This window comes from Pseudomonas sp. SDO524_S393, from assembly GCF_054071875.1.
The window spans coordinates 87,006-112,848 of the sequence record NZ_JBSVVZ010000008.1; the positions used below are offsets into that span (position 1 = coordinate 87,006).

At 62.7% G+C, this 25,843-nt stretch carries 26 protein-coding genes; 16 read left to right on the forward strand and 10 right to left on the reverse strand.

Annotation, left to right across the window (positions count from 1 at the left end; genetic code table 11):
- Nucleotides 1-12 precede the first annotated feature (12 nt).
- Nucleotides 13-2,163 carry a lipase family protein gene (locus tag ACW9IB_RS05990; RefSeq protein ID WP_457412743.1) on the forward strand — a complete coding sequence of 717 codons (2,151 nt, stop codon included), beginning with the start codon at nucleotides 13-15 and terminating at the stop codon, nucleotides 2,161-2,163.
- A 10-nt stretch (nucleotides 2,164-2,173) separates the two neighbouring features.
- On the opposite strand, the gene codA is transcribed toward ACW9IB_RS05990, so the two are convergent.
- The 5 genes from codA to ACW9IB_RS06015 all read right to left on the reverse strand — a co-directional run bounded on the left by codA (nucleotide 2,174) and on the right by ACW9IB_RS06015 (nucleotide 6,179).
- The gene (codA, locus tag ACW9IB_RS05995) at nucleotides 2,174-3,409 is read right to left on the reverse strand and encodes a cytosine deaminase (protein ID WP_457412744.1); all 1,236 of its coding nucleotides are present in this window, start codon (nucleotides 3,407-3,409) and stop codon (nucleotides 2,174-2,176) included.
- Nucleotides 3,410-3,488: 79 nt separating this feature from the next.
- Entirely contained in the window at nucleotides 3,489-4,112 is a 624-nt protein-coding gene (locus tag ACW9IB_RS06000; protein WP_457365658.1) for an NUDIX hydrolase, read from the reverse strand.
- A 3-nt stretch (nucleotides 4,113-4,115) separates the two neighbouring features.
- Nucleotides 4,116-4,562, reverse strand: coding sequence for a GNAT family N-acetyltransferase (locus ACW9IB_RS06005; RefSeq protein WP_457365659.1), 447 nt, complete (start codon nucleotides 4,560-4,562; stop codon nucleotides 4,116-4,118).
- A 92-nt stretch (nucleotides 4,563-4,654) separates the two neighbouring features.
- The gene (gene queD, locus ACW9IB_RS06010) at nucleotides 4,655-5,011 is read right to left on the reverse strand and encodes a 6-carboxytetrahydropterin synthase QueD (protein WP_457365660.1); all 357 of its coding nucleotides are present in this window, start codon (nucleotides 5,009-5,011) and stop codon (nucleotides 4,655-4,657) included.
- A gap of 88 nt (nucleotides 5,012-5,099) precedes the next feature.
- Nucleotides 5,100-6,179 carry a patatin-like phospholipase family protein gene (locus ACW9IB_RS06015; protein WP_457365661.1) on the reverse strand — a complete coding sequence of 360 codons (1,080 nt, stop codon included), beginning with the start codon at nucleotides 6,177-6,179 and terminating at the stop codon, nucleotides 5,100-5,102.
- A 158-nt stretch (nucleotides 6,180-6,337) separates the two neighbouring features.
- On the opposite strand from ACW9IB_RS06015, the gene ACW9IB_RS06020 reads away from it, so the two are divergent.
- The 4 genes from ACW9IB_RS06020 to ACW9IB_RS06035 are packed head-to-tail and all read left to right on the forward strand — an operon-like array spanning nucleotide 6,338 to nucleotide 8,929.
- A complete protein-coding gene (locus ACW9IB_RS06020) occupies nucleotides 6,338-6,640 on the forward strand; it encodes a PepSY domain-containing protein (RefSeq protein ID WP_457365662.1) in 303 nt (100 codons plus the stop codon).
- Nucleotides 6,640-6,951 carry a PepSY domain-containing protein gene (locus tag ACW9IB_RS06025; RefSeq protein WP_457365663.1) on the forward strand — a complete coding sequence of 104 codons (312 nt, stop codon included), beginning with the start codon at nucleotides 6,640-6,642 and terminating at the stop codon, nucleotides 6,949-6,951. Before ACW9IB_RS06020 ends, ACW9IB_RS06025 begins: the two co-directional genes overlap by 1 nt.
- Nucleotides 6,951-7,619 carry a response regulator transcription factor gene (locus tag ACW9IB_RS06030; protein WP_457365664.1) on the forward strand — a complete coding sequence of 223 codons (669 nt, stop codon included), beginning with the start codon at nucleotides 6,951-6,953 and terminating at the stop codon, nucleotides 7,617-7,619. Before ACW9IB_RS06025 ends, ACW9IB_RS06030 begins: the two co-directional genes overlap by 1 nt.
- Entirely contained in the window at nucleotides 7,616-8,929 is a 1,314-nt protein-coding gene (locus tag ACW9IB_RS06035) for a sensor histidine kinase (RefSeq protein ID WP_457365665.1), read from the forward strand. Before ACW9IB_RS06030 ends, ACW9IB_RS06035 begins: the two co-directional genes overlap by 4 nt.
- Before the next feature lie 133 nt (nucleotides 8,930-9,062).
- On the opposite strand, the gene ACW9IB_RS06040 is transcribed toward ACW9IB_RS06035, so the two are convergent.
- Nucleotides 9,063-11,210, reverse strand: a complete 2,148-nt coding sequence (locus ACW9IB_RS06040; RefSeq protein WP_457412745.1) for a methyl-accepting chemotaxis protein — start codon at nucleotides 11,208-11,210, stop codon at nucleotides 9,063-9,065.
- A gap of 241 nt (nucleotides 11,211-11,451) precedes the next feature.
- Here ACW9IB_RS06040 and ACW9IB_RS06045 point away from each other — a divergent pair, with 241 nt between their 5' ends.
- From ACW9IB_RS06045 to ACW9IB_RS06085, 9 genes are all read left to right on the forward strand, one after another.
- Nucleotides 11,452-12,771 (forward strand): Na+/H+ antiporter family protein, encoded by a 1,320-nt coding sequence (locus ACW9IB_RS06045; RefSeq protein ID WP_457365724.1) that lies wholly within the window; start codon nucleotides 11,452-11,454, stop codon nucleotides 12,769-12,771.
- 185 nt (nucleotides 12,772-12,956) lie between these two features.
- Nucleotides 12,957-13,787 carry an N-acetylmuramoyl-L-alanine amidase gene (locus ACW9IB_RS06050; RefSeq protein WP_457412746.1) on the forward strand — a complete coding sequence of 277 codons (831 nt, stop codon included), beginning with the start codon at nucleotides 12,957-12,959 and terminating at the stop codon, nucleotides 13,785-13,787.
- 119 nt (nucleotides 13,788-13,906) lie between these two features.
- Nucleotides 13,907-15,586: a methyl-accepting chemotaxis protein gene (locus tag ACW9IB_RS06055; RefSeq protein WP_457365667.1), complete on the forward strand. Its 1,680-nt coding sequence runs from the start codon at nucleotides 13,907-13,909 to the stop codon at nucleotides 15,584-15,586.
- A gap of 102 nt (nucleotides 15,587-15,688) precedes the next feature.
- Nucleotides 15,689-16,372 (forward strand): RraA family protein, encoded by a 684-nt coding sequence (locus tag ACW9IB_RS06060; protein WP_457412747.1) that lies wholly within the window; start codon nucleotides 15,689-15,691, stop codon nucleotides 16,370-16,372.
- A complete protein-coding gene (locus ACW9IB_RS06065; RefSeq protein WP_457412748.1) occupies nucleotides 16,369-17,034 on the forward strand; it encodes an RraA family protein in 666 nt (221 codons plus the stop codon). Before ACW9IB_RS06060 ends, ACW9IB_RS06065 begins: the two co-directional genes overlap by 4 nt.
- Nucleotides 17,031-18,239 carry a pyridoxal phosphate-dependent aminotransferase gene (locus ACW9IB_RS06070; RefSeq protein WP_457412749.1) on the forward strand — a complete coding sequence of 403 codons (1,209 nt, stop codon included), beginning with the start codon at nucleotides 17,031-17,033 and terminating at the stop codon, nucleotides 18,237-18,239. Before ACW9IB_RS06065 ends, ACW9IB_RS06070 begins: the two co-directional genes overlap by 4 nt.
- 199 nt (nucleotides 18,240-18,438) lie before the next feature.
- On the forward strand, nucleotides 18,439-18,699 hold the full coding sequence (locus ACW9IB_RS06075; protein ID WP_457365671.1) for a DUF2790 domain-containing protein: 261 nt from the start codon (nucleotides 18,439-18,441) through the stop codon (nucleotides 18,697-18,699).
- Between the two features lie 43 nt (nucleotides 18,700-18,742).
- Nucleotides 18,743-18,955, forward strand: coding sequence for a hypothetical protein (locus tag ACW9IB_RS06080; RefSeq protein ID WP_457365672.1), 213 nt, complete (start codon nucleotides 18,743-18,745; stop codon nucleotides 18,953-18,955).
- Nucleotides 18,956-18,986: 31 nt separating this feature from the next.
- The gene (locus tag ACW9IB_RS06085; protein ID WP_457365673.1) at nucleotides 18,987-20,195 is read left to right on the forward strand and encodes a cytochrome c biogenesis protein DipZ; all 1,209 of its coding nucleotides are present in this window, start codon (nucleotides 18,987-18,989) and stop codon (nucleotides 20,193-20,195) included.
- 1 nt (nucleotide 20,196) lies between these two features.
- Here the strand turns inward: ACW9IB_RS06085 and ACW9IB_RS06090 are convergent, their stop codons facing one another.
- From ACW9IB_RS06090 to ACW9IB_RS06100, 3 genes are read right to left on the reverse strand one after another with little or no spacing between them, the layout of a single operon-like run.
- A complete protein-coding gene (locus tag ACW9IB_RS06090) occupies nucleotides 20,197-20,862 on the reverse strand; it encodes a response regulator transcription factor (protein WP_457365674.1) in 666 nt (221 codons plus the stop codon).
- Nucleotides 20,863-20,889: 27 nt separating this feature from the next.
- A complete protein-coding gene (locus ACW9IB_RS06095; RefSeq protein WP_457365675.1) occupies nucleotides 20,890-21,261 on the reverse strand; it encodes a response regulator transcription factor in 372 nt (123 codons plus the stop codon).
- Nucleotides 21,261-22,808, reverse strand: coding sequence for a PAS domain-containing sensor histidine kinase (locus ACW9IB_RS06100; protein WP_457412751.1), 1,548 nt, complete (start codon nucleotides 22,806-22,808; stop codon nucleotides 21,261-21,263). Before ACW9IB_RS06100 ends, ACW9IB_RS06095 begins: the two co-directional genes overlap by 1 nt.
- A 196-nt stretch (nucleotides 22,809-23,004) precedes the next feature.
- Between ACW9IB_RS06100 and ACW9IB_RS06105 the strand changes: the two genes are divergently transcribed.
- On the forward strand, nucleotides 23,005-23,424 hold the full coding sequence (locus ACW9IB_RS06105; RefSeq protein WP_457365677.1) for an organic hydroperoxide resistance protein: 420 nt from the start codon (nucleotides 23,005-23,007) through the stop codon (nucleotides 23,422-23,424).
- Nucleotides 23,425-23,585: 161 nt separating this feature from the next.
- Entirely contained in the window at nucleotides 23,586-24,545 is a 960-nt protein-coding gene (locus tag ACW9IB_RS06110; RefSeq protein WP_457412752.1) for a quinone oxidoreductase family protein, read from the forward strand.
- On the opposite strand, the gene ACW9IB_RS06115 is transcribed toward ACW9IB_RS06110, so the two are convergent.
- Complete coding sequence (locus ACW9IB_RS06115; protein WP_457412753.1) at nucleotides 24,526-25,746, reverse strand: MFS transporter; 1,221 nt, start codon at nucleotides 25,744-25,746, stop codon at nucleotides 24,526-24,528. The two genes, ACW9IB_RS06110 and ACW9IB_RS06115, sit on opposite strands and share 20 nt — an antisense overlap.
- Nucleotides 25,747-25,843 lie beyond the last annotated feature (97 nt).

Genomic DNA, 25,843 nt, shown 5'->3' on the forward strand with positions numbered 1-25,843 from the left:
CAGGAGAGAACCATGAAACTGGACGCACGGAAGCAATCTTTTTTCAGTGATACCAAGCCGGCCTGTGCATTGCGAGGACAGTGGGTAAGCTTTTGCCTGGTCGATGAGCAGGGTATGGGCGCGGCATATGGTGGCCTGCCGTACACCGCCCGTGACAGCGCCGGCCGGCAATACAAGGGCCGGTTGAATGGGGAGGGATTCGCCAGGCTGCCGGATATTTACTGCGGCCCGGTGGTTCTCCTGTTTGATGAGTCGTACACCGGTGAGGAACAGCCCTACAGTCTTCTGATCAAACGCTCCAACTACCCCCTGCCGATCACCGAACTCCAGGTCCGCGCTGAACGTACCCGATTTGCCGCGAACGATGGTTCATACCGGGAAGACAATCCTGCGCAACAGAAAGCCGACCACTTCTATCAAGTCGAAGTGCGCGACCTTGTCCGCCATGTCGCGCATTTGCCACCGATGGCCGCGCGACTGCATCCGCCGCAACGCCACGCCTTGAAGATGATGGCGGAACTGGGCTTCGGCCCGCCAGAGCCGACCCTGTCGGGGGTGGTGCTGTTTCCCAACAAGCATTCCGTGTTGGAGGTGCGGCCTCTGCGGGCCCTGCGTCCGATGTTGTCCACCGAAGACCGTTTCTGTGCCTTGAACCTGTATCAGTTGGCATTGTTCGCGACACTGAGCTACTGCGATTTTGGCCAGCAACCACCCATCCAACCCCAGGATGAAGTCCGTTTTCCGCTGGAGCCCACCGTCGGAAACCTGTTCGCTGCACAGCTCGCGGGATACCACGATGCGTGGCGTGTCGATCCGCAGCAGACGCAACGTTTCTATCCCGTTTACGAAGAGGTTCCTTACTCGCGGCGATTCGAGATCCTGCCCTTTGACCCCGAGCTGTATTCACGCAACCGTCCGGGACTGGGCAAGGATCAGGAGCATCCGGCAGGCTTGCACTTTTTTGATGACGAACAGTTTGGCACCGACACGCAGGCGTTCATTACTCATCACGACGAGGTGATCCTGATTGCCGTGCGCGGCACACTCAGTGGTGCCGATGCCGTGCGGGACGCCAACGCCCATCAGGTGGTTTTCGCCGAGGGAGTGGGTAAGGCGCACGAGGGTTTTTATCAGGCCTACCGTGCTATGCACAGTTTTGTCCTGAGGTACCTCGGTCAGTTTCACACCGGTCAGCGCGTTGTGATATGCGGCCACAGCCTCGGCGGCGCGATCGCTTTACTGCTGGCCGAAGGCTTGCGCCGAACCAAGGTCGCTCGCTACAACATTCTCCTCTACACCTACGGCGCCCCCCGCGCCGCCGACTCTGAGTTCGTAACTGGCGCTTCCGCTCTGGTGCACCACCGCATCGTCAACCACAACGACCCGGTGCCCAGCGTTCCCGCGACCTGGATGAACACCACCGCCAAACTCTGGGTGCCCGGCGCGGTAGCGCTGTTCAGCGCTCCGGCACCCGGTGGGTTGTTGTTCGCTGCCGGTCTGGTGCGTGTGGGAGGCAACCCCTATCAGCACCATGGTGAGCAGCAGCATTTCATGCCGATCACGTTGGCGGACGGTACGCAATCATCGGTGCTGTGGAAACCCGGGTGCGAGTCCATTCAGGAGGCGGCCTGCAACCGCGCCCAGCAGCTCCACGGCGATATGCCCGACCGTGACAATCTGCTGAAACAGCTGTTCCAGGCCAACCATCACTTCATGACCGCCAGTTATATCCCGGCGGCCTGGGCGACGCTTCGCCGTTGGCAGCAAACCGTGGACAGTAACGGTCCGTTGATCACCCAGAGGGAGTTTGCGCTGATTGACCATGCTTTGGAGACCATGCGTCGACAGCTGCGCGACAAACGCCTGGAGCTGGCCCGCCGTCGACCGGCGAATGATCGCAGCTATGAACCCAATGAAGCCCTGAACGCGGAAATCGACCGTTTGCACACCAGTCGCCAACGGCTGGAAAGCCTGCGTTGGCGCCACCTCGAAGCACGGGATGTGTATGGCGACCAGGCCGAATCCCAAAACCTGCAAGCGAGCCTCAAACGCTGGTTCGATCACCCTGAAAACCATGAACGACCTCAGGTCGCCAGCATTCCTCCCGCCACAAACGTCGAACGCAGGAGGGCGCAACCGCTGGACATCGACGCCATCGTCTGAACCCGGGCGCTTACACGAACTCCACTTGGGCCGGTTGTCGTTTCATCAGCACTTTGCCATTGCGAATCGAGTACAGCGGCAAACCCTGGCTGCGAATGACCTCGTAATCGCTGTCTGCCGACAGGATCAGCAGGTTGGCTGGTCGTCCGGGCTCCAGGCCATAACGGTCCCCCAGGGCCATGGCCTTGGCGCTGTTGTCGGTCACCAGGTCGAGTGCGCGTTGCAGGTTGCGATAGCCCAGCATATGGCAGATGTGCAGACCGGCTTCCAGCACCCGCAGAATATTGCCGTTACCCAGGGGGTACCAGGGATCGACGATGGAGTCCTGGCCGAAACACACGTTCATGCCGGCTTCCAGCAGTTCATTGACGCGAGTCACGCCACGGCGTTTCGGGAAGGAATCGAAGCGGCCTTGCAGGTGAATGCTTTCGGTAGGGCAGGAGACGAAACTGATCCCCGAATGCCCCAACAGACGAAACAGTTTGGCGCAGTAGGCGTTGTCGTAGGAGCCCATGGCGGTGGTGTGACTGGCGGTGACGCGGGCACCCATGCCACGGCTGCGGGCTTCTTCGGCCAGTACTTCGAGGAAGCGCGAGTGCGGGTCATCGGTTTCGTCGCAATGCACGTCCACCAGGCAGCCGGTGCGCTCGGCCAGGTCCATCAGGAACTTCACCGAGCTGACCCCCTGATCACGGGTGTACTCGAAGTGGGGAATACCGCCGACCACATCAGCGCCGAGGCGGATGGCTTCTTCCATCAGTTCGCGGCCATTGCGGTAAGACTCGATGCCCTCTTGGGGGAAGGCGACGATTTGCAGGTCGATCAGGTGCGCGGTGGTCTCGCGTACCTCCAACATAGCCTTGAGCGCGGTAAGGTCCGGATCGGTGACGTCGACGTGGGTGCGCACATGCTGAATACCGTGGGCAGCGAGGGCCTGGATGGTTTTTGTGGCACGGGCCTGGGTGTCCTCACGGGTAATCGTGGCTTTGCGTTCTCCCCAGCATTCGATGCCTTCGAACAAGGTGCCGCTCATGTTCCAGCGTGGCTCACCAGCAGTCAGGGTGGCATCGAGGTGAATGTGGGGCTCGACGAAGGGCGGTATCACCAGGTTGCCACCGGCATCCAGGTCATCCGCTGATAATACGGGCTTCGTGTTCTGTGGCGTGATGCTGGCGATCCGGCCATGTTCCAGGTGCAGATCATGCAGCCCTTCACGGTTGCGCAGGCGGGCGTTGATGATGTGCATGGGCAAGCTCCTCTTGGCTCAAGACAATCCGGCAGACAGTCGCCAGGCCATCAGCAGTCGCGATGTCCTGGACACTGAATCAGTCGAACACGGTGTGGGTGGTTTCGCCGCGATGGAACGCGAAGGCCGCTTCCAGATCGCTTTCGATGGTGCGCCCGCGGGATAGCGGCGGCAGGTTGTCCAGGCTGAAAAAACCGACCTCGGTGGTTTCGAACCCGGCCACCGGTGCCAGTTGGTCCACCCGTTCGCACAGGAAATATAGCTTATAGAAGTCCCGCACATCCGGTCGGTACAAGCCCTTGGCCTTGTGGGTGACGCTGTACAGCGCTCGTGCGGTGACGGTCAACCCGGCTTCCTCGCGTATCTCCTTGACGATGTTTTCCGCTGCCGACAAGCCGATATCCGCATAACCACCAGGCAGCGCCCAGCAGCCATCGGTCAGCTCTCGTACCAGCAGGATCCGGTCGCCCTCGATCACTGCGCCACGCACATCGATCATGGGTGTCGAGTAACGTTGGGCAAAGTCCGGCACCAGGCCGGTGATGCGCTCCAGCGGCACATTGCCCAGTTGCGCGAGCATGCGGTGGGCGATCTCGGCAATTTCTTCCAGGCGTTCACGCTCGAAGTCATCGGTGCAGAAGTGCAGGCCGGTGGAAGCCAGGGCCTGCAAGCGCTTGGCCTGGGCCAGCCAGGTACTTTCCATGGGCTACTCCTTGAGTCGTTTGGTCATGTACACGCGACGCAAGCCATGTTCTTCGGCCCGGTGGGTTTCGACATAACCGCGGCGGCTGTACAGGGTGATGTTTTCGGTCATGGTTTCATGGGTGTACAGGCGAAGGGCGGTCAGGCCAGCGTCAGTCGCCTGTCGTTCGGCGAAGTCCATCAGCAGGCGTCCATAGCCCAGGCCCTGGGCGTGGGGGGCAACGGCCAGGTTATCCAGCAACAACGCGCCGTCGGCATCCAGCAGAACGATAAAGCCCTGAACCTGCCCGGCCTGTTCCAGTACATGTACGCCACCGGCTTGTACCAACTGGCGGTAATCTTCCAGCATTGGCCCGGGTTGACGGCCCATCCGCTCGATGTAGGGCGAGTAGGCCGCCTGGACGATGGCTTCGATGGCGGCAACATCCTGAGGGGTAGCGGGGCGCATCATGGCGTCGTGCTCCTTGTGGGCAAGAAGCCAAGACTGTAAGGGAGCCAGGCACAAAAAAACCACCGCTCGGGTGGTTTTTTCCTGGCGCGGGCTTACTCCCCGCGATAGATGCAACCGCTGGTGCAGGTCTCGTGGATGCGAATCGCGCTGAGCTCCGGCAGCAGGGGTTTGAGTTCAGTCCAGATCCACTTGGCCAGCACTTCGCTGGTGGGATTTTCCAGGCCCGGAATGTCATTGAGATAGTTGTGGTCGAGGCGTTCGTAGAGTGGCTTGAAAATCGCCTTGATCTCCGAGAAATCGCGAATCCAGCCGGTATGGGGATCCAGCTCGCCGCTCAGGTGGATCGCCACCTTGAACGAATGCCCGTGCAGGCGCCCGCATTTGTGGCCTTCCGGTACGTGGGGCAGGCGGTGGGCGGATTCGAATGTAAATTCCTTGAAGATTTCCACAGTGTTTTCAGCTCGGTTGGTATCTGGCAGGCGGCGAGTTTAACAGCATGATCCCTCACCGCGCATACCGTCTCTCTGTCGCCTTGCATCAAAGCGCCTGCAAACGTTCGCCCAATGTGCCGTTATCCGCCAGTTCCAGGAACTCATCCCCCAACCGTCGACTCTCGCTCATTGCGGTTTGCCAGTATTTGTTGCGGCTTGGGTCGTCACCCATGAACCGCTTGAAATCACTGCGGTCCGGCAATTTGCCATGGGGCAGGCGGGCCAGGTAGTCCCGGGATGGCGCCAGTAGCAGCACATCCTGCAAACCCTGTTGATTGCTGCGCCGCCACGGTAGCCCCTTGTCGAACCAGCCGGGGATGACCCGATCGGTGAAGTGCGGGTACAGCACAATGTCATCGCCGTGGTAGGGCAGGTCGAGGTGGTAGTCCAGCAAGCCGCCATCACGGTAGGTGCCCTCACCAGCACCCGGCAGGTCGCGCACGCCCTGCATCACCATGGGAATCGAGCCCGAAGCCAGCAACGCCTGGCGCAGATTGCCCAGTTCCAGCGCGAGGAAGCGCGACGGAAAATCCGTCAACGGATGCACCGGTGGCGCCTGGCGCGGGTCATGGATGATCAGACGCTCGAAGTGCCGCGACAGGCGCGCGCGGCCACGCAGGTTGTCGGCAATTACTGACGACAGGCCCAGGCCCAGTCGCCCGCGATGATCATCGGCGAGTCGGCCATGGCTCTTGACCACCATGATGTTCAGGCGATAGCTGGCATTGTCGAGGATGCGCGCGTCGCGGCCCGCCAGCAGGTCATCGAGCATGCGCTGGCAGCTCTGGCTGACTTCGGCCATGGTCACGCCCTTGGCAAAGCTTTGCTCGTTGTACAGGCGGCCAAGGTCCAGCAGGCCCTGCACCGGGTCGGGCAGGCAGGCACTGGCGAAGCGCCAGGAGCCGATGGACGCGCCGATCAGCGCACGTTCGCGCGGGGCACGCGGCAACCAGTCGCCGAACAGCGCCAGGTCCAGGCCCTGGATGCCCAGCGCTTTTGGGCCGCCCGCCGCACCGGGAAGGATGCCGACATCCGCTGGCGCCAGGCCTTGGTCACGAATCCGTGTGAATGCGCGTTTGCCGGCCTTGAGGGTCAGGGCGGGAAACTTGATGTGAATGGCTGTCATACCGGTCTCTGTTCTAGCAAGCGGGGCAGTATAGAAAATCCAGCGAAGTGTGGGGAAACGCCCTGGCTGGAATTGCCATGGTGGCAATTCAGTTTCAGTTAAGTTGCGACAAGTACCGTGGCGGGCGTAGGAAAAACATTCGGAAATGGAGACTCATCATGAAGCGCCTTACAGCGCTGGTCACCGCCGCTATCATGGCTTTCACGGCGAGCCCGGCCATGGCCATGGATCCAGATAAACCACTGGATGCGCCCGCCACTGTTACAATTGTCGCCTTCGATCAGCTGGAAGCCACGGCCCTGGCCCTGCACCCCGGTTCGACCCTGTTGGACACCGACCTGGACGAAGCCTATGGCAAGTACGTCTACGAAGTCGAATTGGAGGATACCAACGGCATCGAGTGGGACGTCGAATTGGACGCGCTCACCGGGCAGGTTCTCAAGAATCATCAGGAATCGTAATGAAAGTAAATTTACGCGCCGGTAGTCGGGTGGCGTGGGTACTGCTGGCGTTCTGTACCAGCCTGGCGGCCCGCGACCTCAACCAGGATGAAGCGCTGACACTGCGCCAGCAGGGTGTGATCCTGCCGCTGGAGCAGCTGTTGCAGCAGGCGATGGCCCGTTATCCCGGGTCGCGCTTGCTGGAAGCCGAGCTTGAGAAAAAACATGGCCAGTACGCCTATGAAGTGGAGCTGGTGACCGTTGAAGGCGTGGTGCGCGAGATCAAGCTGGATGCGGCCACCGGTGCGCTGATCAAAGACGAGGAAGACTGATGCGCCTGCTGCTGGTGGAAGACAACGTACCGCTTGCCGATGAACTGCTGGCCGGTCTGCAACGCCAGGGCTATGCCGTCGACTGGCTGGCCGATGGGCGCGATGCGGTGTATCAGGGGCGCAGCGAGCCCTATGACCTGATCATCCTCGACCTCGGTTTGCCCGGGTTGCCCGGCCTTGAGGTGCTCGCGCAATGGCGCGCTGCCGCCCTGGCCATCCCGGTGCTGATTCTGACCGCGCGCGACTCTTGGGCCGAGCGCATCGAAGGGCTCAAGGCCGGCGCCGATGATTACCTGAGCAAACCCTTTCATCCCGAAGAGCTGCACCTGCGGGTCCAGGCGTTGTTGCGCCGCTCCCACGGCCAGGCCAATCAACCCACCCTGCAGGCCGCTGGGTTGCACCTGGATGAGGGACGCCAGTGCGTGTTGCGCGAAGGCGACGAGATCCAGCTGACCGCCGCCGAGTTTCGGCTGTTGCGCTATTTCATGCTGCACCCTGAGCAAATCCTGTCGAAAAGCCACTTGGCCGAACACTTGTATGACGGCGAGACCGAACGCGATTCCAATGTGCTGGAGGTTCACGTCAACCACCTGCGCCGCAAATTGGGCCGCAGCGTGATCGAGACCCGGCGTGGCCAGGGTTATCGGTTTGGTGCCGCCGCCCCATGAAGTCGATTCAGCGGCGCCTGAGCCTGGGGCTGGTCAGTGTGATGGTGATCGTCGGCGTGGTGCTGGCGCAAACCAGCCTCTGGTTGTTCGAGGCCGGGTTGCAGCGCTACCTGGAAGCCGGGCTGCGCAATGACGCCGAGAACCTGCTGGTGGCCATGGTCCGCGGGCCCAATGGCATGCAGCTGGACGAGCAACGTTTATCCCCGGCCTACCAGCGACCGTTCTCGGGGCACTATTTCCGAATCGACTTTACCGATACCCACTGGCGCTCCCGTTCCCTGTGGGACCAAGAGCTGCCGCAGCTTCCCGAGGCCGGGATCAAGGGCAACCTGCAGTTGGGGCCGGAGGGCCAGCAACTGCTGGTGTTGCGCGCGGACTACAAACGATTCGGTCGCTCGATTTCCATTAGCGTGGCCCAGGACTACACCCCGGTGCGGGAAAGTTTTCACCTGATGCGCCAGATCGGCCTGGTGCTCGGCCTGGCGGCGCTGTTGCTGGTGCTGATTCTGCAACGGGTCACGGTGCGCCGCGCGTTGCGCCCGCTGGAGACCGCGCGCAATCAGATTGCCCAGTTGCAACAGGGTCAGCGCTCGCAGCTCGACACCCAGGTACCGCAGGAACTGGAACCGTTGGTGGCCCAGATCAACCACCTGCTGGCCCATACCGAAGACAGCCTCAAGCGTTCGCGCAATGCCCTCGGCAACCTCGGGCATGCCCTCAAGACGCCGCTGGCGGTGCTGTTGAGTGCGGCCTCCAGCGACGCACTCAAGGATCATCCCGAGTTGAGCAAACTGTTGCGTGCTCAGCTCGAGCAGGTGCAACAACGTCTCAACCGAGAGCTCAACCGTGCTCGCCTGGCCGGTGAAACCCTGCCAGGTGCGCTGTTCGACTGTGAAAAGGAACTGCCCGGCCTGTTGGCCACCCTCAACATGATCCACGGCGAGCATCTGGACCTGAGTCACCAGGTCGCCCCCGGCCTGCAATTGCCATGGGACCGCGAGGATCTTCTGGAGCTGCTGGGCAACCTGCTGGACAACGCCTGCAAGTGGGCCGACGCCGAGGTGCGTGTGACGGTCAGCGAGACGTCAAACAGTTACCTGCTGGCGGTGGATGACGACGGCCCCGGCATTCCAGAGGCCCAGCGCGACCAGGTATTCAGCCGGGGGACGCGCCTGGACGAACAGATCGACGGGCACGGCCTGGGGTTGGGCATCGTGCGCGATATCGTCGAGGTGTGGGGCGGCGTGTTGCAGTTGCAGGAAAGTGAACTGGGCGGCCTCAAGGTGTTGATCGAATTGCCCAAGCGTTAGAAGCCCTTCGTATGTCGGGAACATTCCTTTTGTGGTGAGCAAGCTCGTCCTGCTCACCACAACGAGTCCATCTTCCTCAACCGGCCGCCCCACCCGGAGCAGGCCCGTTTCCACAGGGGTTGCATTTCAACCTTCAAACCCTGAACTGGTCCATCAACCCTTGCTGTTGATTGGCCAGGCTGTTCAATGCCTGGCTCACCCGCGCCGATTCGTTTGCCTGCCCGGACAGTGATTCGGTTACATCGCGAATCGTCGCCACATTGTTGTTGATCTCTTCGGCCACCGCGCTCTGTTCTTCGGCGGCACTGGCGATTTGCAGGTTCATGTCGCTGATCACCGTGACGGCATCGCCGATCTGGCGCAGCGCGGTCACGGCCTGGCCGACCTGTTCGACGCTGCCCTGGGCCTGGCGATAGCTGTTGCCCATGGCGTCGACCACCTCTTCGGTGCCGCTTTGCAGTTGCTCGATCACCAGACGGGTTTCTTCCACCGATTCCTGGGTGCGCCGCGCCAGGTTGCGCACTTCGTCGGCCACCACCGCGAAGCCGCGTCCGGCCTCACCGGCGCGAGCGGCTTCGATGGCGGCGTTGAGGGCCAGCAGGTTGGTCTGTTCGGCAATGCCGCGAATCACTTCCAGCACCGAACCGATCTTCTCGCTGTTGCCGGCCAGGCCTTCGACCTGAGCCATGGCAGTGCTCATGTCGGCTGCCAGATGCCCGATGTTGGTGGTGGTGCGGTCGATCACGGTCAAGCCATCCCGGGTGGCCCGGTCGGCATCCCGCGCCGCCTGGGCGGCCTGGGCCGCGCTGCGGGCCACGTCCTGGGCGGTGGCGCTCATTTCATGGGAGGCCGTGGCCACTTGGTCGACCTGGCGGTATTGCTGCTCCATGCCGGCGCTGGTTTCAGTGGCGATCGCGGCAGACTGGTCGGCCGTGCCACGGGCGTCCTGCACCGAGCGTTTTACCTGGGCGATGATCGGTTGCAGTTTGTCGAGGAAACGGTTGAACCAGCCGGCCAACTGGCCCAGTTCATCCCGCTTGTCGTAGGCCAGGCGGCGGGTGAGGTCGCCTTCGCCGCTGGCGATGTCTTCGAGCATGCGCGCCACGCCGAGGATCGGCCGGGTCACGCTGCGCGCCATCAACCACACCAGGATCAGGCCGACCACGGCTGCCAGCAGCCCCAGGCTCAGTTCGAGCAACGTACCACGGGTATTGTCGGCGTCCAGCTGCGCCTTGAGCGCTTCGGCCGGGCCCACCAGCACCTGCTCGGGTACATCGAGCAACACACCCCAGGCCTTGCCTTCGGGAATCGGTGTGAAAGGCGCCAGCACCTTGAGCTGATGGTCCGTGCGCAGGCTGCGGATTTGTGTGCTGCCGGCCAGGGCACTGATCAGTTGTGCGCCGCTGACGCTGTCGACCTGGTCCAGGCGCTGGCTGAGCTTGCCGGCATCCGCGCTGTAGCCGGCGAGCAGACCGGTGGGGCTGAGGATGCTGACCTGGGTCTGGCCGTCGTAGAGTTTCTGGCTGGCCTGTTGGCTTACGGCCTGCAGGCTATTGAGGTTGATGTCCACCGACAGCGATGCGATGACTTTGCCGTTGGCCTTGAGCGGAAACACGATGCTGGTCATCAGTACGTTCTGCCCGTCGATCACATAAAAATACGGTTCGATCACGCACGGTTTGAGGGTGCTGCGTGGGCAGGTGAACCAGGCATTGGCCGGTTCGCCGCTGGGGCCGATGCGGGTGTCGGCCATGTCGCTTTCCGGCAGCGCCATCGATGTGAGTGTGCCCGGCGTCGGTTGCGACCAGTACAGGGCAAAGCGGCCCTTGTCGTTGCTGCCCAGCTCTGGCTGATGGGCGAACAGTTCATCCTTGCCGTCCAGCGCATTGGCTTCGAACACCAGCGACAAGCCCAGCAGGTCGGGGTTGGCCTGCAATGCGGCTTTTACCTGACGGGTCAGGTCTTCGCGCGTGTCGAAGGCGTCGAGGAAGCGTTTTTCTGCCTGTTCGCGCAGGAACAGCACCTGCCGGGCAAAACCGTGACCGTACTGGTAGGCATCCATGAACTGGCGACGAATACCCAACGCCTGCACTTCACCCTGGGCCTCGATGCGCGCCTGGGCGGCTTCGTCGAGCATCAACATGCTGGACGCCTTGACCTGCTCCGAACTGTGATCCATGCGATACAGCGACAACCCCACCAAAAGGGTCACGATTCCCAGCAGGCACAGGCCGGCGAGCAGGGTGATTTTCCATTGAATGGACAGCTGTCTGAGGGACATCGAGGAACATCCTTAACCTGAAAACACAGAGAGCCCCTGTATCGGCCGTACTGGATCTTTCTTTATTCAAACGTTCAATTTAAACCTGAAAACGGCGCCGTTTTTTGACATGCGCCCGTGCCTGTTGCAAAGTGCGCGCCCTCTAACAAGACCTCCTTCATGCCTGCACGCTGGCTGCCACGCCCTGGCCGTCGGGCGCGGGTGTGCCTGTCTTTTATGTTTTTTGCTTGAGGTAACCATGATTAACGCAGTCATTGCCGCGGTTGGCACCATGCTGGTACTCAGCCTGTCCCGCGTGCATGTGGTCATCGCCATCATTGTCGGCGCGCTGGTGGGCGGCCTGACCGGTGGCCTGGGCATCGAGGCCACGCTCAAGGCTTTCAATGGTGGGTTGGGCGGCGGCGCCACTGTGGCGTTGTCCTACGCATTACTCGGCGCTTTCGCGGTGGCCATTGCCAAGTCCGGTCTGGCCCACGCGTTGGCCGACAAGGCACTGCTGCTGGTGGATCGCCAGGAAGCCACCGGGGGAGGCCACGTCAAATGGCTGTTGATCGGCCTGTTGTGGGCCGTGGCGATTGCCTCACAGAACATTCTGCCGATCCATATCGCGTTCATCCCGTTGCTGGTGCCGCCGCTGTTGTATGTGCTGACCAAGCTGCAACTGGATCGGCGCCTGATCGCCTGTGTGATGACGTTCGGCCTGATCACGCCCTACATGTTCCTGCCGGTGGGTTTCGGCAATATCTTCCTCAACCAGATCCTGCTGGCCAACGTGGCCAAGAGCGGCGTGGACGTCAGCCAGGTGAACGTCACCCATGCCATGGGCCTGCCGGCACTGGGCATGGTGGTGGGGCTGCTGGTGGCGGTGTTTGTCAGTTATCGCAAGAAGCGCGTGTATGACCTGGGGAAAATCGAGCGGGTCGAACAAGTGGCGGTGCAGTACAACCCGCTGACCCTGCTGGTGGCCGGTCTGGCGATTGCCTCGGCGTTCATCATTCAGCTGTGGCTGGACTCGATGATCATCGGTGCCCTGGCCGGCTTCCTGATCTTCTCGGTGTCAGGCATCGTGCGCTGGCGCGAGACCGACGACCTGTTCACTGAAGGCATGAAGATGATGGCGATGATCGGCTTCATCATGATCGCCTCGTCGGGCTTTGCCGAAGTGCTCAAGGCCACCGGCGACGTGCGTTCGCTGGTGGAGGCCTCGGCGGCTTTCATCGGCCATAGCCGTGGGATCGGCGCATTGTTGATGCTGCTGGTGGGCTTACTGGTGACCATGGGCATCGGTTCGTCGTTTTCCACGGTGCCGATCCTGGCGGCGATCTTCGTGCCGTTGTGTGTGCAACTGGGCTTCAGTCCGCTGGCCATCGTGTGCATCGTCGGCACTGCCGGTGCCCTGGGCGATGCCGGTTCGCCCGCATCGGATTCCACCCTCGGCCCCACCTCGGGCCTGAATATCGACGGCCAGCACCACCACATCTGGGACACCGTGGTGCCGACGTTTCTGCACTACAACCTCCCGCTGCTGGCCTTCGGCTGGTTGGCGGCGATGATTTTTTAACCGACTTGCCCGGCACGTCCGTCGTGATCGTTCGGCGATGACGGTTTGTGCCGCCGCCTTGTCGGAAGAAATTGGAGCTTTTGCAGGGAATTTCTGAAACTGGCCTGCATTCAATAGGGGGAGAAAGTTGGGTGGTTGATGTCCTTTATATTTCGGCGCTTCTCACCCGACGTTGAGCTACTCCGATGAAAAAATCCGCTCTTTTCTTAGCCATTTTGTTGATGACAGGCTGCGTCACGGCGTCGAAAAACCTGATTGAAAAAAACGGCTACGCCATCGATACCACACACACTTCCCCGAACCAGAACGAGCGGGTTCGCTATTTAGTGCTGCATTACACGGTCTTCAACGACAAAAACTCCCTTGCGGCGCTAACCAACGGTACCGCCAGCGCTCATTATCTCGCCTACAGCCATCCACCCACACACCACAAACTACCGGTAGCCGTACAGTTGGTGCCGGAGGAGAAACGGGCCTGGCATGCCGGCGTCAGTCAATGGGGAAATCGTGTCAATCTCAATGACACCTCCATCGGCATCGAAATTGTCAACGCTGGCTTTATTGAAGGTCCGACCGGACCAGTGTGGTTCCCCTATACGGACGCGCAGTTGGAGTTGGTCAAGCGCCTCGCGGCGGATGTGATCAAGCGTTACGCCATCGAGCCACAAAACGTTGTGGGTCACAGTGACATTGCCCCTCTGCGTAAATCCGACCCTGGGCCGCTGTTTCCCTGGCAGGCTCTCTCCGAACAAGGTATCGGCGCATGGCCAGACGCAGCGACGGTACACAAACATCTGGCCGGACGTCCTGAATCCCGATCGGTGGAAGTGAACGTTGTGCAACGAGCGCTTGCCGCGTATGGCTACACGATTCCCCAAACCGGCCTGCTGGACGAGGAAACCCGGCAAGTCATACGGGCGTTCCAGATGCATTTTCGGCCTGCGGATATCTCGGGTATCCCCGACGCCGAGACCGAGGCGATTGCATTGGCCCTGGTGGAAAAGTATTACCCCTGAAGACCGAGGCTTCCCGAGAATGAACAGCCGGCTCGTTTGCCATAGGTCGTTTGAACCCTACAGAAACCCTGCAATTGGCCGTTAACCTCTTATGCCGCAACTAATAAGAGAGAAAAGCCATGCGTCTGAGCCTGAAGGCCAAAGTCCTGTCCCTCGCCGTTGTGCCGGTGTTGCTGTTTGCCCTGGTGATCAGCCTGACCACGGTGTGGATCCTGCGCGAGCAAGCCCATAACGAGGTGGAGGAAACCCGCCAGCGTCTGCTCAACGACGCCAAGGCTACCCTGCAAAGTTATGTGGAAGTGGCCATGAGTACCATCAAGCCGCTGTATGACGCCGCCGCCCCTGGCGACACGGCGGCGCGGGCCCAGGTGGTCAAGCTGTTGTCGAACACCAGCTACGGCAAGGACGGCTACTTCTTCGGCTACGACTCCGAGACCATCCGTCTGTTCAAGGGCAACAGCCCGGACGGCGTCGGCAAGAGCTTCAAGGACAATCGCGACCCCAACGGCGTGTACGTCAACCGCGACCTGGTCAAGGTCGGCAAGGACGGCACCCACTACCTGCAATACAGCTCGACCCAGCCGGGCCAGACCGAACTGGTGCCCAAGCTCGGGTACACCGAATACCTGCCCAAGTGGGACATGGTGATTGGTACCTCGGTGAACCTCGATGGCATCGAAGCCCAGGTGGCGGTGGTGGAGGCCAAGGTCGAGAAGCGCATGGAAGGCGTGTTGCTGAGCATCCTCGGTGTGGCCGTGGTAGTGCTGCTGGTGATTGCCGCCGTGGGCATGGTGGTGGCCAATACCATTTTGCGTCCGCTGAATCTGATGAAAGCCAACCTCGATGACATCGCCGCCGGCGAAGGCGACCTGACCCGCCGCCTGGCCATCACCAGTCAGGACGAACTGGGCGATCTGGCGGGTGCGTTCAACCGTTTTGTCGACAAGATCCACGGCCTGGTGCGCCAGATCACCGAAATGACCGCCCAGCTTACCGGGCTGGTCAGCCAGGTGTCCGAGCAGGCCCAGCGTTCCGAACAGGCCATGGAGCGTCAGCGCCACGAGACCGACCAGGTGGCCACCGCGATCAACCAGATGTCTTCCGCCGCCCATGAAGTCGCGCGCAGCGCCCAGGGCGCCGCCGTGGCCGCGCAACAGACCGACACCGAAGGCCAGGCCGCCAAGCGCGTGGTGGACGGCAGCATCGCGCAGATCCATGCGCTGGTGAACGATATCCGCAGCAGCGGCGTGTCCCTCGATAGCCTGCAACAGGACGTCTCGTCGATTGTCAGCGTACTGGGGGTGATCCGCTCGATCGCCGAACAGACCAACCTGTTGGCGCTCAACGCGGCCATCGAGGCGGCTCGGGCAGGGGAGGCGGGCCGTGGGTTCGCGGTGGTGGCCGACGAAGTTCGCGCCCTGGCCAGCCGGACCCAAAGCAGCACCCAGGAAATCCAGGGCATGATCGACCGCCTGCAAAAAGGCACCGAGGCCGCTGTGGACGCCATGCGCCGCTCCAGCGATGCCGGCGACGGTACCTCGGTCCGGGCCAACGAAGCCGGGGTCTCGCTGGACACCATGGCGCAACTGATCGGCACCATCAATTCGATGAACGCGCAGATCGCCAGCGCCGCCGAGGAGCAGACCGCCGTGGCCGAAGAGATCAACCGCAGTGTGCACCAGATCGCCGTCGCGGTGGACAGCGTGGCGGATGAAACCCAGTTGGGCGCCCAGACCTCCCGCAGCCTGTCGGACCTGGGCCAACGGCTGGGGCAACTGGTGGGTCAATTCCGCATCTGATGCGTCATAGGTCAAACATATGGTTGCCTAACGTTAATACGAATATACCTATCGCACCCCCTCGGTAAGACTTGAGCCCCAACCACAACAGGGGCTCAAGTCATGTCGCTTCCCAACCTCCCACTATCCAATCTGCTTCAGCGCCTGGCTGAACTCGATACCAACACGGTGTCCGATGCGCTGGACTTCCTGCAACTGCCCGGTGCCGCCGTGGGCATTCGCCCGCTGTGGGATTGCCCCAAAGTGGTGGGCCGGGCCAGCACGGTCAAGCTTGCCCGCAAAAGCGATGCCGCCCCGGGCGTGCACCTGATTTCCCCGGTGATCGACGCCATCACCACGGATGACCGTGTGCTGGTGATCGCCGGTGGTATCGACGGGGTGTCCTGCTGGGGCGATATCATCGCCAATGCCGCCGTCGCCAAGGGCATCCGCGGTTCGGTGATCGACGGGTTCAGCCGTGATATCGACGGCAGCGCCGCCATCGGCTACCCGGTGTATGGCCGTGGCGTGACCATGGTCAGCGCGCGCAACCGCGTGGTGCAGGTGGACTCAGGCGTCACGATCAGCGTGGCGGGCGTCGAGGTGTCGCAAGACGACTACGTGATCGCCGACCGCTGCGGCACGGTGTTCATTCCTGCTGCCGTGATCGAACAGGTGCTCGACCTGGGCGAGCGCATCGCCGCGCGAGAAGCCGCCATGGTCGACGCCGTACGCAGCGGCCGTTCGGTGGCCGAGGTGATGCACGACCGCCAATTCGATGCCATCCGCGTGGAGCCTGCCCGATGAACCTTGAAGACCGGCAACTCGTCGCCCTGTTCGAAGGGCTCGACACCCCCGGCGTTTCCGACGCCATGGACAAGCTCGGCATCCCCGGCCAGTGCCTGGGCATCGCGCCGCTGGATAACTACCGGGGCACCGTGGTGGGGCCTGCGTTTACCGTGCAATACGTGCCCGCCAACACGCCACCGGGGTCGGTCGGTGACTTTATCGAGGACGTGCTGCCGGGGGATGTGGTGGTGATCGCCAACGCGGGCCGCACCGACTGCACCGTGTGGGGCGACATCATGACCCAGTACGCCGGGGCGCGGGGCATTGCCGCCACGGTGATCGACGGCGTCTGTCGCGATGTCAGCAAGGCGCTGGGGGATGGCTACCCGTTGTTCACCAAGGGCCGCTACATGCGCACCGGCAAGGACCGTGTGGAAGTGCTGGCGGTGAACCAGCCAGTGGCGATCAGCGAGGTTCGCGTGTGCTCGCGGGACATCGTCGTGGCCGACGCCAATGGCGTGCTGGTGGTGCCGCGCGGCCGCGCCGCCGAAGTGGCTCGGGTCGCCCGGCAGATCGAAGCCGTCGAAGCGCAGATCCGCGCACTGATCGAGGCAGGCAAGACCCTCAAGCAAGCCCGCGAAACCCTCGGTTATCACACACTGCAAAGGAAAGGCGCGTGAACATTCAACGGCTGAACACACGTCTGGCCCAGGCCCGGCCTTCGGCGACTTACCGCATCATCGACCGCGTGGCCGAGCGTCGTGCCGAGGGCTCAACGATCATCTCGCTGTGTGCCGGCGAGCCGGATTTCGACACCCCGGAGCACATCCGTCAGGCCGGTATTGATGCGATCCGCAACGGCCACACACGCTACACCCAGGTGGCCGGCGTGCGTGCCCTGCGTGAAGCGGTGGCGCAGAAGTTCCGCCGTGAGAACGGCCTGGAGGTGACCTGGCAAGACACGATGGTCAGCAATGGCGGCAAGCATGTGATCTACAACGCCCTGGCCGCCACCCTCAACGAAGGGGACGAAGTCATCGTGCCCGCGCCGTATTGGGTCAGCTACCCGGAAATGGTCGAGCTGTGCGGCGGTACGTCGAAGGTCGTGGCATGCGGCGCCGAGGACAGTTTCAAGCTGACGCCGGCCGCCCTTGACCGGGCGATCACCCCCAACACCCGTTGGCTGATCCTCAACTCACCCTCCAACCCCACCGGCGCGGTGTACAGCCGGCACGAACTGCGCGGGTTGGCGGACGTACTGCTCGCCCATCCCCACGTGCTGGTGCTGGCCGACGACATCTACGAACACCTGCTGTTCGACGGCCAGGCCTTTCACACCCTGGCGCAGGTCGAGCCCCGGCTGATGTCGCGGGTGCTGACCATGAACGGCGTGTCCAAGGCCTATGCCATGACCGGCTGGCGCATCGGTTTTACCACCGGGCCGCGCTGGTTGCTGGCGGCCATGGAAAAACTCCAGGGTCAGCAGACCTCGGGGGCCAGCGCGATTTCCCAGCAAGCGGCGCTGGCGGCGCTCAATGGCCCACAGGACTTTATCCAGCAGTCGCGGGCCGTTTTCGAACAGCGCCGCGACCGGCTGGTAGCCACGCTCAATGCCACCCCGGGACTTGCGTGCTTGACGCCCTCCGGCGCTTTCTATGCCTTCGCGTCCTGCGCCGGCCTGCTCGGGCGTACCACGCCTGCCGGCACGTTGTTGCACACTGACGAAGACGTGGCCCAGGCCTTGCTCGAAGAGGCCAACGTGGCGGTGGTGCCGGGCACTGCCTTCGGCCTGGCGCCGTACCTGCGCATTGCCTATGCGCTGGATGACGACTCGCTGGGCGAGGCTTGTGCAGCGATTCGCCGGTTTTGCGAGGCGACCTGCTAGAGCGTCGTCGAGGGACAACCACGGTTGGCGGATCCGGGTTGTCCCTCGGGCTTTTTGTATCGCTGTGTATCGACGGGGGCTGTGGATACGTACCGATTTACCCACGGGCTTTTTCGACACAGGCGCGATACCTCCGGGGCTTTTAATGGCTTCCAACGAGGCACACCGCCTCCAACCCTGAAGCCCGGAGATCATCGCCATGAACACCAAAGCCATCTACGCCGCCTGCCTGTTCGCTGCCCTGAACGTCTGCACCTTGTCGGCCCGCGCCGAAGCCGTCACCCCACAGACCTACAACTACGGCACTCACCTGGACATCAAGCGCGTGGTGTCGATGAGCCAGGAATCCAAGACGGTCTGCGGTGTGGTGAATGCCCGGATGACCTACCTGGACTCCCATGACAACACCCAAGTGCTCGATTACCTCAAGTTCGGCGACGGCTGCGTCGGCGACAACTGAGTGCCTCACCCATCCTCCCTTTTTTGATACAGGAAAAACCGCCATGAACCACCTGACTCGTTTTCTGACCGCTACCGCCTTCGCCCTTGCCGGCACCGCCGTGCACGCCAACGCCGCCGTGGAAAAAAGCAGCTGCTCCGCCAGCACCTGCTTCCAGCTGACGCCGGTCAACCAGGCCGCTGGCCAAGACTTGCTGGTCGAGGACGGCAGCCGTCGCACGCCGCTCGGTCAAGCACTGGACAACCAGACGGCCTGAGGCCGTCTTTCTGATCGATAAGGTGAACATCATGCTACTCATCGCATTCCTGGGCGGCATCCTGACCGTCCTCAGCCCTTGCATCCTGCCGGTGGTGCCGTTTTTGTTCGCTGGCGTCGACCGTACCCGCAGTTCGATCCTGCTGACCCTCGGTGGCATGGTCCTCACCTTTGCGCTGATCTCCAGCCTGGCGGTGGTCAGCAGTGAATGGGTGATACAGGCCAATAACACCGGCCGCCATGTGGCGCTGATCGTGATGGTGCTGTTTGCGCTGTCGTTGATCTCGGCACGGGTCGGCAGCTGGCTGGCACGCCCGTTCGTGCTGTTGGGCAACCGCATCGACCCCGACAGCCGCACGCTGTCCGGCCCACTGAAATCGTTGCTGATCGGCGTCGCCACCGGCTTGCTCTGGGCGCCGTGCGCCGGGCCGATCCTGGGGGTGATCCTCACGGGCGCGATGCTGCAAGGCGCCAATGCGCAGACCAGCCTGCTGCTGGTGGCGTACGGCCTGGGCAGCGCGTTGTCCCTGGGCACCTTGATCTTCGCCGGGCGTGGCCTGGTCAACCGGCTCAAGGCGTCGATTCCGGTCACCGGCTGGTTGCGCCGTGGGGCAGGGGTGGCGGTACTCGCGGCGGCGGTGGTGATTTCCACCGGCGCAGACAAGACCCTGCTGGCCGGTACCTCGTCCGAAGGCGTCAGCAGCCTGGAAAAAGGCGTGCTGGAAAACGTCCCCAAAGTAGTGGATTACGTGGTGAGCAAGGTCAAGGCCGATCCGGCGCAGGACAACGCCAAGGGCGCCATGCCGTCGCTGGCCGGCGCGGTCGAATGGCTCAACTCACCGGAACTCACCCGTGAATCCCTGAAGGGCAAAGTGGTGCTGGTGGACTTCTGGACCTACGACTGCATCAATTGCCAGCACACCTTGCCCTACGTGAAGCAGTGGGCGAAGAAGTACGAGAAGGACGGCCTGGTGGTGATCGGCGTGCATACCCCGGAATACGGCTATGAGCGCATCATCGGCAACGTCAAGGACCAGGTACGCAAGCTGGGCATCACTTACCCGGTGGCCATCGACAACAACTATGCGATCTGGCGCAACTTCGATAACCAGTACTGGCCAGCCCATTACCTGGTCGATGCCAAGGGGCAAGTGCGTTACACCCACTTTGGCGAAGGCCGCTACGAGGCTCAGGAGCAGATGATCCAGACGCTGTTGAATGAGGCCAAGGCTTCGCAGTGACTCAATGCAGCGGCGTTGCCAGCAACGCCGCCATCTTGACCAGGCCCGCCAATGAGCGGGCCTTCATTTTGCGCATCGCTTTTCCGCGATGGGCCTTGACGGTGATCTCGCTGATGGCCAGATCGCAGGCAATCACCTTGTTCATTTGCCCTGCGACAACCCTGGCCATCACTTCCTGCTCCCGTGGCGTCAGGGTTGCGTAGGCGGCCCGCAGGGTACGCAGTTGATCTTCCTGATCCAGCAAGGCACGGCTTTTTTCCAGCGCGTTGGCAATGGCGGCGAGCAGCACGTCGTCATTGAAGGGTTTGGTCAGGAACTCCACGGCCCCGGCTTTCATCGCGCGCACCGTCAGCGGGATGTCACCGTAGCCGGTGATGAAGATGATCGGTGTGTCGGGACGTTCCCGGGCGATGGCGGCCTGCAAATCCAGGCCGTTGAGGTCGGGCAGGTTGATGTCCAGCACCAGGCAGCTGGGCACGGCGCTGCGCGGCTGGCCGAGAAAGGCCTGGGCCGATTCGAACAGTTGAGGCTGCCACTGCGAAAACCGTATCAGCAGCTCCAGGGATTCGCGTACGGAAACATCATCGTCGACAACGAATACGATCGGCAGGGGTTCGGTCATGGGCGCGGCTCTGCGTGCAGGGACGATCAAGTGGGTCGAATGCATCAGGATAGCTCCTTCAAATGGGCCCGCTCAGTCCAGCGGAAGCGCCGCGCTCAGCGCTTTGAGCAACTGGGCTTCGCTGAACGGTTTCATCAGGCAGTCCACCGCGCCATGGCGCATCAGTTTCTGCCGCTCGCCGGCATCGCCCTGGGCCGTGATGAAAATCACCGGGATGGCATGGCCGTGCAGCTTGAGGGTCTTGTGCAGTTCCGGGCCGGACATGCCCGGCATCGCCACATCGAGGATCAGGCAGCGGGTGTCGGCCACGTCGGGCGATGCCAGAAAGGCTCGCGCCGAAGAAAACGCCTGGACCGCAAACCCGAACTCATTGAGCAGGTCCGGCAGGGACTCGCGTACCGACTCGTCATCATCGACGACCGCGACAAGCAATGGCTTTTCCATCAGATACCCTCCCTGGTATCGGTCACCGGGGGCAGGGTGAATTGAAACGTGGCGCCAGCCCCGTTATTGAGGCTGGCCCACAGCGCCCCGTCATGCTGCTCGATGATCGAGCGGCTGATGGACAATCCAATGCCCATGCCGGTGGTCTTGGTGGTGTAGAACGCCGTGAACAGACGCTCGGCGTCCAGCGGGTCGAAACCGCAGCCGTTGTCCTTCACGGCAAGGCAGACGTGCTGGTGTTCGTCCAGGCCGGTGGTGACGTACAGGTGCCGCGCGCGGCCAGTCATGGTGTTCATCGCCTCGGTGGCATTCAGAATCAGGTTGAGGATCACTTGCTGCACGTGCACGCGGTCGGCCTTGACCCGCGGCAGGTGGTCGGCAAGTTCCGGGTGCAGGGTCACGCCATTGCGCTGCAGTTCGCTGAGCAGCATGGCGATGACTTCCCGCACGGCTTCGTTCAGGTCGACGTTTTCGAGGGTGATGTCTTTTTTCGAAAACAACGCGCGCAGCCGGTTGATCACATCGGCGGCACGGTTGCCATCGCGGATGGTGCGCCGCGCGGTTTCCAGGGCTCCGCTGACATTCGGCGGGTCGGCGCCCAGCATGCGCAGGCAGGTGCTGGCATTGGTGATGATGCCGGCCAGGGGCTGATTGACTTCGTGGGCAATCGAGGCGGTCACCGCGCTCAGGCTGGCCACCCGCGCCAAGTGCGCCAGTTCCGAGCGCACCTTGCTCAGGGTTTCTTCCGATAACCGATGCTCGATGGCGCTGCTGGCCGCGAGCATTTCGGCACGCTTGCGGTCTTCGATATCGGTGTTCTCGCCATACCAGCATGTCACCGCGCCCCAGGCATCGCGCTGCGGTACCGCACGCACGAGAAACCAGCGATAGTCGCCGTCGAAGCGGCGCAGCCGGGTTTCGTATTCTCCGGCTTCGCCGGTTTGCAGCAACGCACCCCAGCGCTGGGCCAGGGGCTCGGCGTCGTCGGGGTGCACCGCGCGCGCCCAGCCGTCTCCGCGCGCCTCGTCCAGGCTCATGCCGGTGAAATCGCACCAGCGCTGGTTGACGAAACTGACGCTGCCATCGGGCGCGGCGCTCCACACAAACCCGGGGATGGCGTTGATGATGGTGTTCAGGCGGTCCTGGGAGGCGCTGACTTCGGCCAGCGTACGGGCGATCAGGGCCTTGTCGCGCTTCTGTTCGTCGATGTCCACGCTGATCACCCACCAGCGCAGGATCGCGCCTTGGTCATCACGCATCGGTTTGCCGTCGCTGACGAACCAGCGGTAAGTGCCGTCCGCTTGTTGCAGGCGCAGCTCCTTGCGATAGGGCTGGCCACTGCGCACCGCGTCTTTCCAGGCGTTGACCGTGCCGGGCAGGTCTTCCGGATGCACGGCCGACAGCCAGCCCGCATCGGCGGCCTGCTGTGCGCTGTGCCCTGTGTAGGCGCACCAGTCCTGGTTGACGCAGTCGACGCCGCCGTCCTCCCGGGTGGTAAACGCCAGGCCAGGCAGCGCATCGACGACGCGATCGAATTCACTCGACATTCCGCTTCTCTATCTACAGGCGCCGTGGGGGCAGGATGCCCTGTGGGCCGGCGTTCGCCCATCATACTTAGGTGTCACATGCCGCACGCGGTGGTCATTGGGCGATACCTTGGTGTTATCGCTGGCCGGCAGGGGTTCTGTTCTGATGGGGCCGCGCATCCCGACCGCGCCTCTCTCAACTCTCAGGAACTCTGCGATGACTGCCAACAAGAAAGTACTTTATACCGCCAAAGTCCACACCACCGGTGCACGCGATGGCGGCACCTCGCGCAGCGACGACGGGCGCCTGGACATCGTCCATTCCCTGCCGGGCTCCAAGGGCAGCGGCACCAACCCCGAACAGTTGTTCGCTGCCGGCTGGTCGGCCTGCTTCGATGGTGCCCTCGGGCTGGCGGCACGCAAGCTGAAGGTCGAACTGCCGAGCGACGTGGCCATCGATGCCGAAGTCGACCTGTGCCTGGAAGGCGATGCTTACTTCCTGCGCGCGCGCTTGAACGTCAGCCTGCCGGGGCTGGAGCGTGACGTGGCACTGGCAATGATCGAGGCCGCCCACCAGACGTGCCCGTATTCCAAGGCCGTGCGCGGCAACATCGAGGTGGTGCTCAACCTGGTGTGAATGTAAGCCACTGTATCCAGCAGGGTTGAGGTTACACAGCCTTTCAAACCACCCGCTTTGCCGACATGCCGTGGATACACGGGCTGCACAGCATTGAGACAGGTTTCAGCGCCCTCCGGCGCTGACGGATCTCGAAGGCTGTGAACACGATGAAAGCGGTAATGATCGACACATTTGGAGAGCCCGACGTCCTGGTCGTGCAAGAGACGACTCTTGCACGACCGGGGCCTGGGCAAGCACTGGTTCAGGTGATGGCCGCCGGTGTGAATTTCATGGACACCGGCGCCCGTCGGGGCCTCGGCGGCGCCGGCGCGTTGCCGATGACACTGGGCGCGGAAGGCGCGGGCGTGGTGCTGGCGACCGGGCCGGACGTGACCGAGGTGGCGCCGGGTGACCGGGTGGCCTGGTATTTCGTACCTGGCAGTTATGCCCAGCAGGTGATCGCCCCCGTCAGCCAGTTGGTGCCGCTGCCCGAAGCGATCGACTTCGAGACGGCTGCCGGCCTGATGATGCAGGGGCTGACCGCGAGCAACCTGGTGTTCGATGTGCATGCCATCCAGAAGGGCGACGTGGCGTTTATCCATGCCGCCGCCGGTGGCGTGGGGCTGATGTTGACGCAAATGGTCAAGCTGCTGGGGGGCAAGGTCATTGGCCGGGTGTCCCATGCCGACAAGGTCGATGCCGTATTGGCTGCCGGTGCCGATTACGCGGTGATCGGCCACGCCGGGCACATCGCCAGCCAGGTCGAGCGGCTGGTGGGCACCCATGGGGTGAACGTGGTGTACGACGGCACGGGCAACGAAGGCTTCAGCGAATCGATCAACCTGCTGGACTACTTCGGCACCCTGGCGCTGTATGGCCCGTTCATGGACCCGATCGCGCCGATCGATATCTTTTCCATCCCGCGCAGCATCAAGCTGACCTACCCGGTGGTGATGCACCACGTGCGCACTCGCGAAGCCTTGCTTGCGCGCGCGCAGCAATTGTTCACCTGGGTGAGCACCGGCAGGCTCAACGTCACTATCGGCCAGCGTTACCCCTTGGCGCAGGCGCATCAGGCCCATCGGGATATCGAGTCGCGTCGGACCACGGGCAAGCTGATCATCCTGCCTCAGGCGTAGGCCGGCGGTTTCGCCCGATCAACAGGGCCGCCAGCAGCTGGCTGCCCGCATAGAAGGTGAACAGGTCTTGAGGGCGCCACTGGGCGTCGAGCAACACCCCGGCGACCGTCGGCGACAGGATCGCACCCAGTCGCCCGGTGGCCAGCACCAGGCCCACGCCCCGGGTGCGCACCGCGCTATCGAACGCCTGGGGCGCCATCACGAACAGCGCGGCGACGGCGGCATACAGCGACAACCCCACCGTAAACCCCATCACCACCGCCAGCGCCGGAACATGGGCGACCGAGACCATCGACAGCATCAGCAGGGCATTCAGCAACAGGCATACCCCCAGCAGCCGATGGCAACCCAGGCGATTGGCGCCCAGGCCCAGCAGCAATGCGCCGCACATACCGCCGAGGGTGAGCAGCATGCCGCCGGTGATGCCGTGCCGTTCGGAAAAACCGCCCAACGTCAACAGCATGGGCGTCCAGCTCATCACGAAGTAAAAACCGAACATCAACAAGAAACACACGGCTGCCAGGGTGCAGGTCGACTGCCAATGCCCGCGGCTGATCAGGTCGCGATAGCGCGGGGCAGGGTGTTCGATCGCCAGCGGTGAGGCGGACTCACGCAGCCATCGCGCGCCGATCGCAGCCACCAGCAACGTCAGGCCGCCCCCGGCCAGAAACACATAACGCCAGCCGAGGCTGTCGTTGAGCCGATGCGCCAGCAGACCGCCCAGGGTCACGCCCAGGGCAAAGGCCACCGATTGCAGGGCAATCCCGAGGCTGCGATGGCGCGGTGGCGCATGGTCGTGGGTGAGTACGTTGGCGCACACCAGCACGGCGCCCACGCCGAGACCGGTGAGCATGCGCAGGCACAGCAAGCTGTAAAACCCCTGGCTCCAGAACCCCAGCAGCATCGTCACGCCGCTGAGCGCCAGGCTGGCCAGCACCACGGGACGCCGCCCGAAGCGCTGCGTCATCGCACCGACACACAATGAGCCGCCCGCCATGCCCACCAGGCTGGCGCTGAGCAGCAGGCCCGCCTGGGCCGCGCTCAATGACCACAGCGCCGCCACGCGGTGCACCGTGAACACCATGGCCATCGCATCCAGGCCGTCGATCACATTGAACAGCATGCACAGTCCCACCAAGGTCCACGCGGCGCGGCCTGTCGAGGTCCTGTGTATCGCCGTGCCGATTGCCTGTTCACTCATCTGTAGCGGGTCCTGTTCTTATCGAAGGTGGATGGCAGCATCGGGCGGCGGCGCTGGCAAGTCATACCAAGGTATCGACCGACACCTACGTGCAATC

Bases quoted from the DNA above. Each gene is read 5' to 3' on its own strand.
- ACW9IB_RS05990 (WP_457412743.1), top strand. From the start codon at position 13: ATGAAACTGGACGCACGGAAGCAATCTTTTTTCAGTGATACCAAGCCG.
- ACW9IB_RS06095 (WP_457365675.1), bottom strand. From the start codon at position 21,261: ATGGAAAAGCCATTGCTTGTCGCGGTCGTCGATGATGACGAGTCGGTA.
- ACW9IB_RS06115 (WP_457412753.1), bottom strand. From the start codon at position 25,746: ATGAGTGAACAGGCAATCGGCACGGCGATACACAGGACCTCGACAGGC.
- ACW9IB_RS06035 (WP_457365665.1), top strand. From the start codon at position 7,616: ATGAAGTCGATTCAGCGGCGCCTGAGCCTGGGGCTGGTCAGTGTGATG.
- ACW9IB_RS06105 (WP_457365677.1), top strand. From the start codon at position 23,005: ATGACTGCCAACAAGAAAGTACTTTATACCGCCAAAGTCCACACCACC.
- ACW9IB_RS06020 (WP_457365662.1), top strand. From the start codon at position 6,338: ATGAAGCGCCTTACAGCGCTGGTCACCGCCGCTATCATGGCTTTCACG.
- ACW9IB_RS06100 (WP_457412751.1), bottom strand. From the start codon at position 22,808: ATGTCGAGTGAATTCGATCGCGTCGTCGATGCGCTGCCTGGCCTGGCG.
- ACW9IB_RS06055 (WP_457365667.1), top strand. From the start codon at position 13,907: ATGCGTCTGAGCCTGAAGGCCAAAGTCCTGTCCCTCGCCGTTGTGCCG.
- ACW9IB_RS06085 (WP_457365673.1), top strand. From the start codon at position 18,987: ATGCTACTCATCGCATTCCTGGGCGGCATCCTGACCGTCCTCAGCCCT.
- ACW9IB_RS06065 (WP_457412748.1), top strand. From the start codon at position 16,369: ATGAACCTTGAAGACCGGCAACTCGTCGCCCTGTTCGAAGGGCTCGAC.
- ACW9IB_RS06040 (WP_457412745.1), bottom strand. From the start codon at position 11,210: ATGTCCCTCAGACAGCTGTCCATTCAATGGAAAATCACCCTGCTCGCC.
- ACW9IB_RS06000 (WP_457365658.1), bottom strand. From the start codon at position 4,112: ATGGAAAGTACCTGGCTGGCCCAGGCCAAGCGCTTGCAGGCCCTGGCT.
- ACW9IB_RS06050 (WP_457412746.1), top strand. From the start codon at position 12,957: ATGAAAAAATCCGCTCTTTTCTTAGCCATTTTGTTGATGACAGGCTGC.
- ACW9IB_RS06015 (WP_457365661.1), bottom strand. From the start codon at position 6,179: ATGACAGCCATTCACATCAAGTTTCCCGCCCTGACCCTCAAGGCCGGC.
- ACW9IB_RS06060 (WP_457412747.1), top strand. From the start codon at position 15,689: ATGTCGCTTCCCAACCTCCCACTATCCAATCTGCTTCAGCGCCTGGCT.
- ACW9IB_RS06025 (WP_457365663.1), top strand. From the start codon at position 6,640: ATGAAAGTAAATTTACGCGCCGGTAGTCGGGTGGCGTGGGTACTGCTG.
- ACW9IB_RS06090 (WP_457365674.1), bottom strand. From the start codon at position 20,862: ATGCATTCGACCCACTTGATCGTCCCTGCACGCAGAGCCGCGCCCATG.
- ACW9IB_RS06030 (WP_457365664.1), top strand. From the start codon at position 6,951: ATGCGCCTGCTGCTGGTGGAAGACAACGTACCGCTTGCCGATGAACTG.
- ACW9IB_RS06110 (WP_457412752.1), top strand. From the start codon at position 23,586: ATGATCGACACATTTGGAGAGCCCGACGTCCTGGTCGTGCAAGAGACG.
- ACW9IB_RS06075 (WP_457365671.1), top strand. From the start codon at position 18,439: ATGAACACCAAAGCCATCTACGCCGCCTGCCTGTTCGCTGCCCTGAAC.
- ACW9IB_RS06005 (WP_457365659.1), bottom strand. From the start codon at position 4,562: ATGATGCGCCCCGCTACCCCTCAGGATGTTGCCGCCATCGAAGCCATC.
- codA (WP_457412744.1), bottom strand. From the start codon at position 3,409: ATGCACATCATCAACGCCCGCCTGCGCAACCGTGAAGGGCTGCATGAT.
- ACW9IB_RS06080 (WP_457365672.1), top strand. From the start codon at position 18,743: ATGAACCACCTGACTCGTTTTCTGACCGCTACCGCCTTCGCCCTTGCC.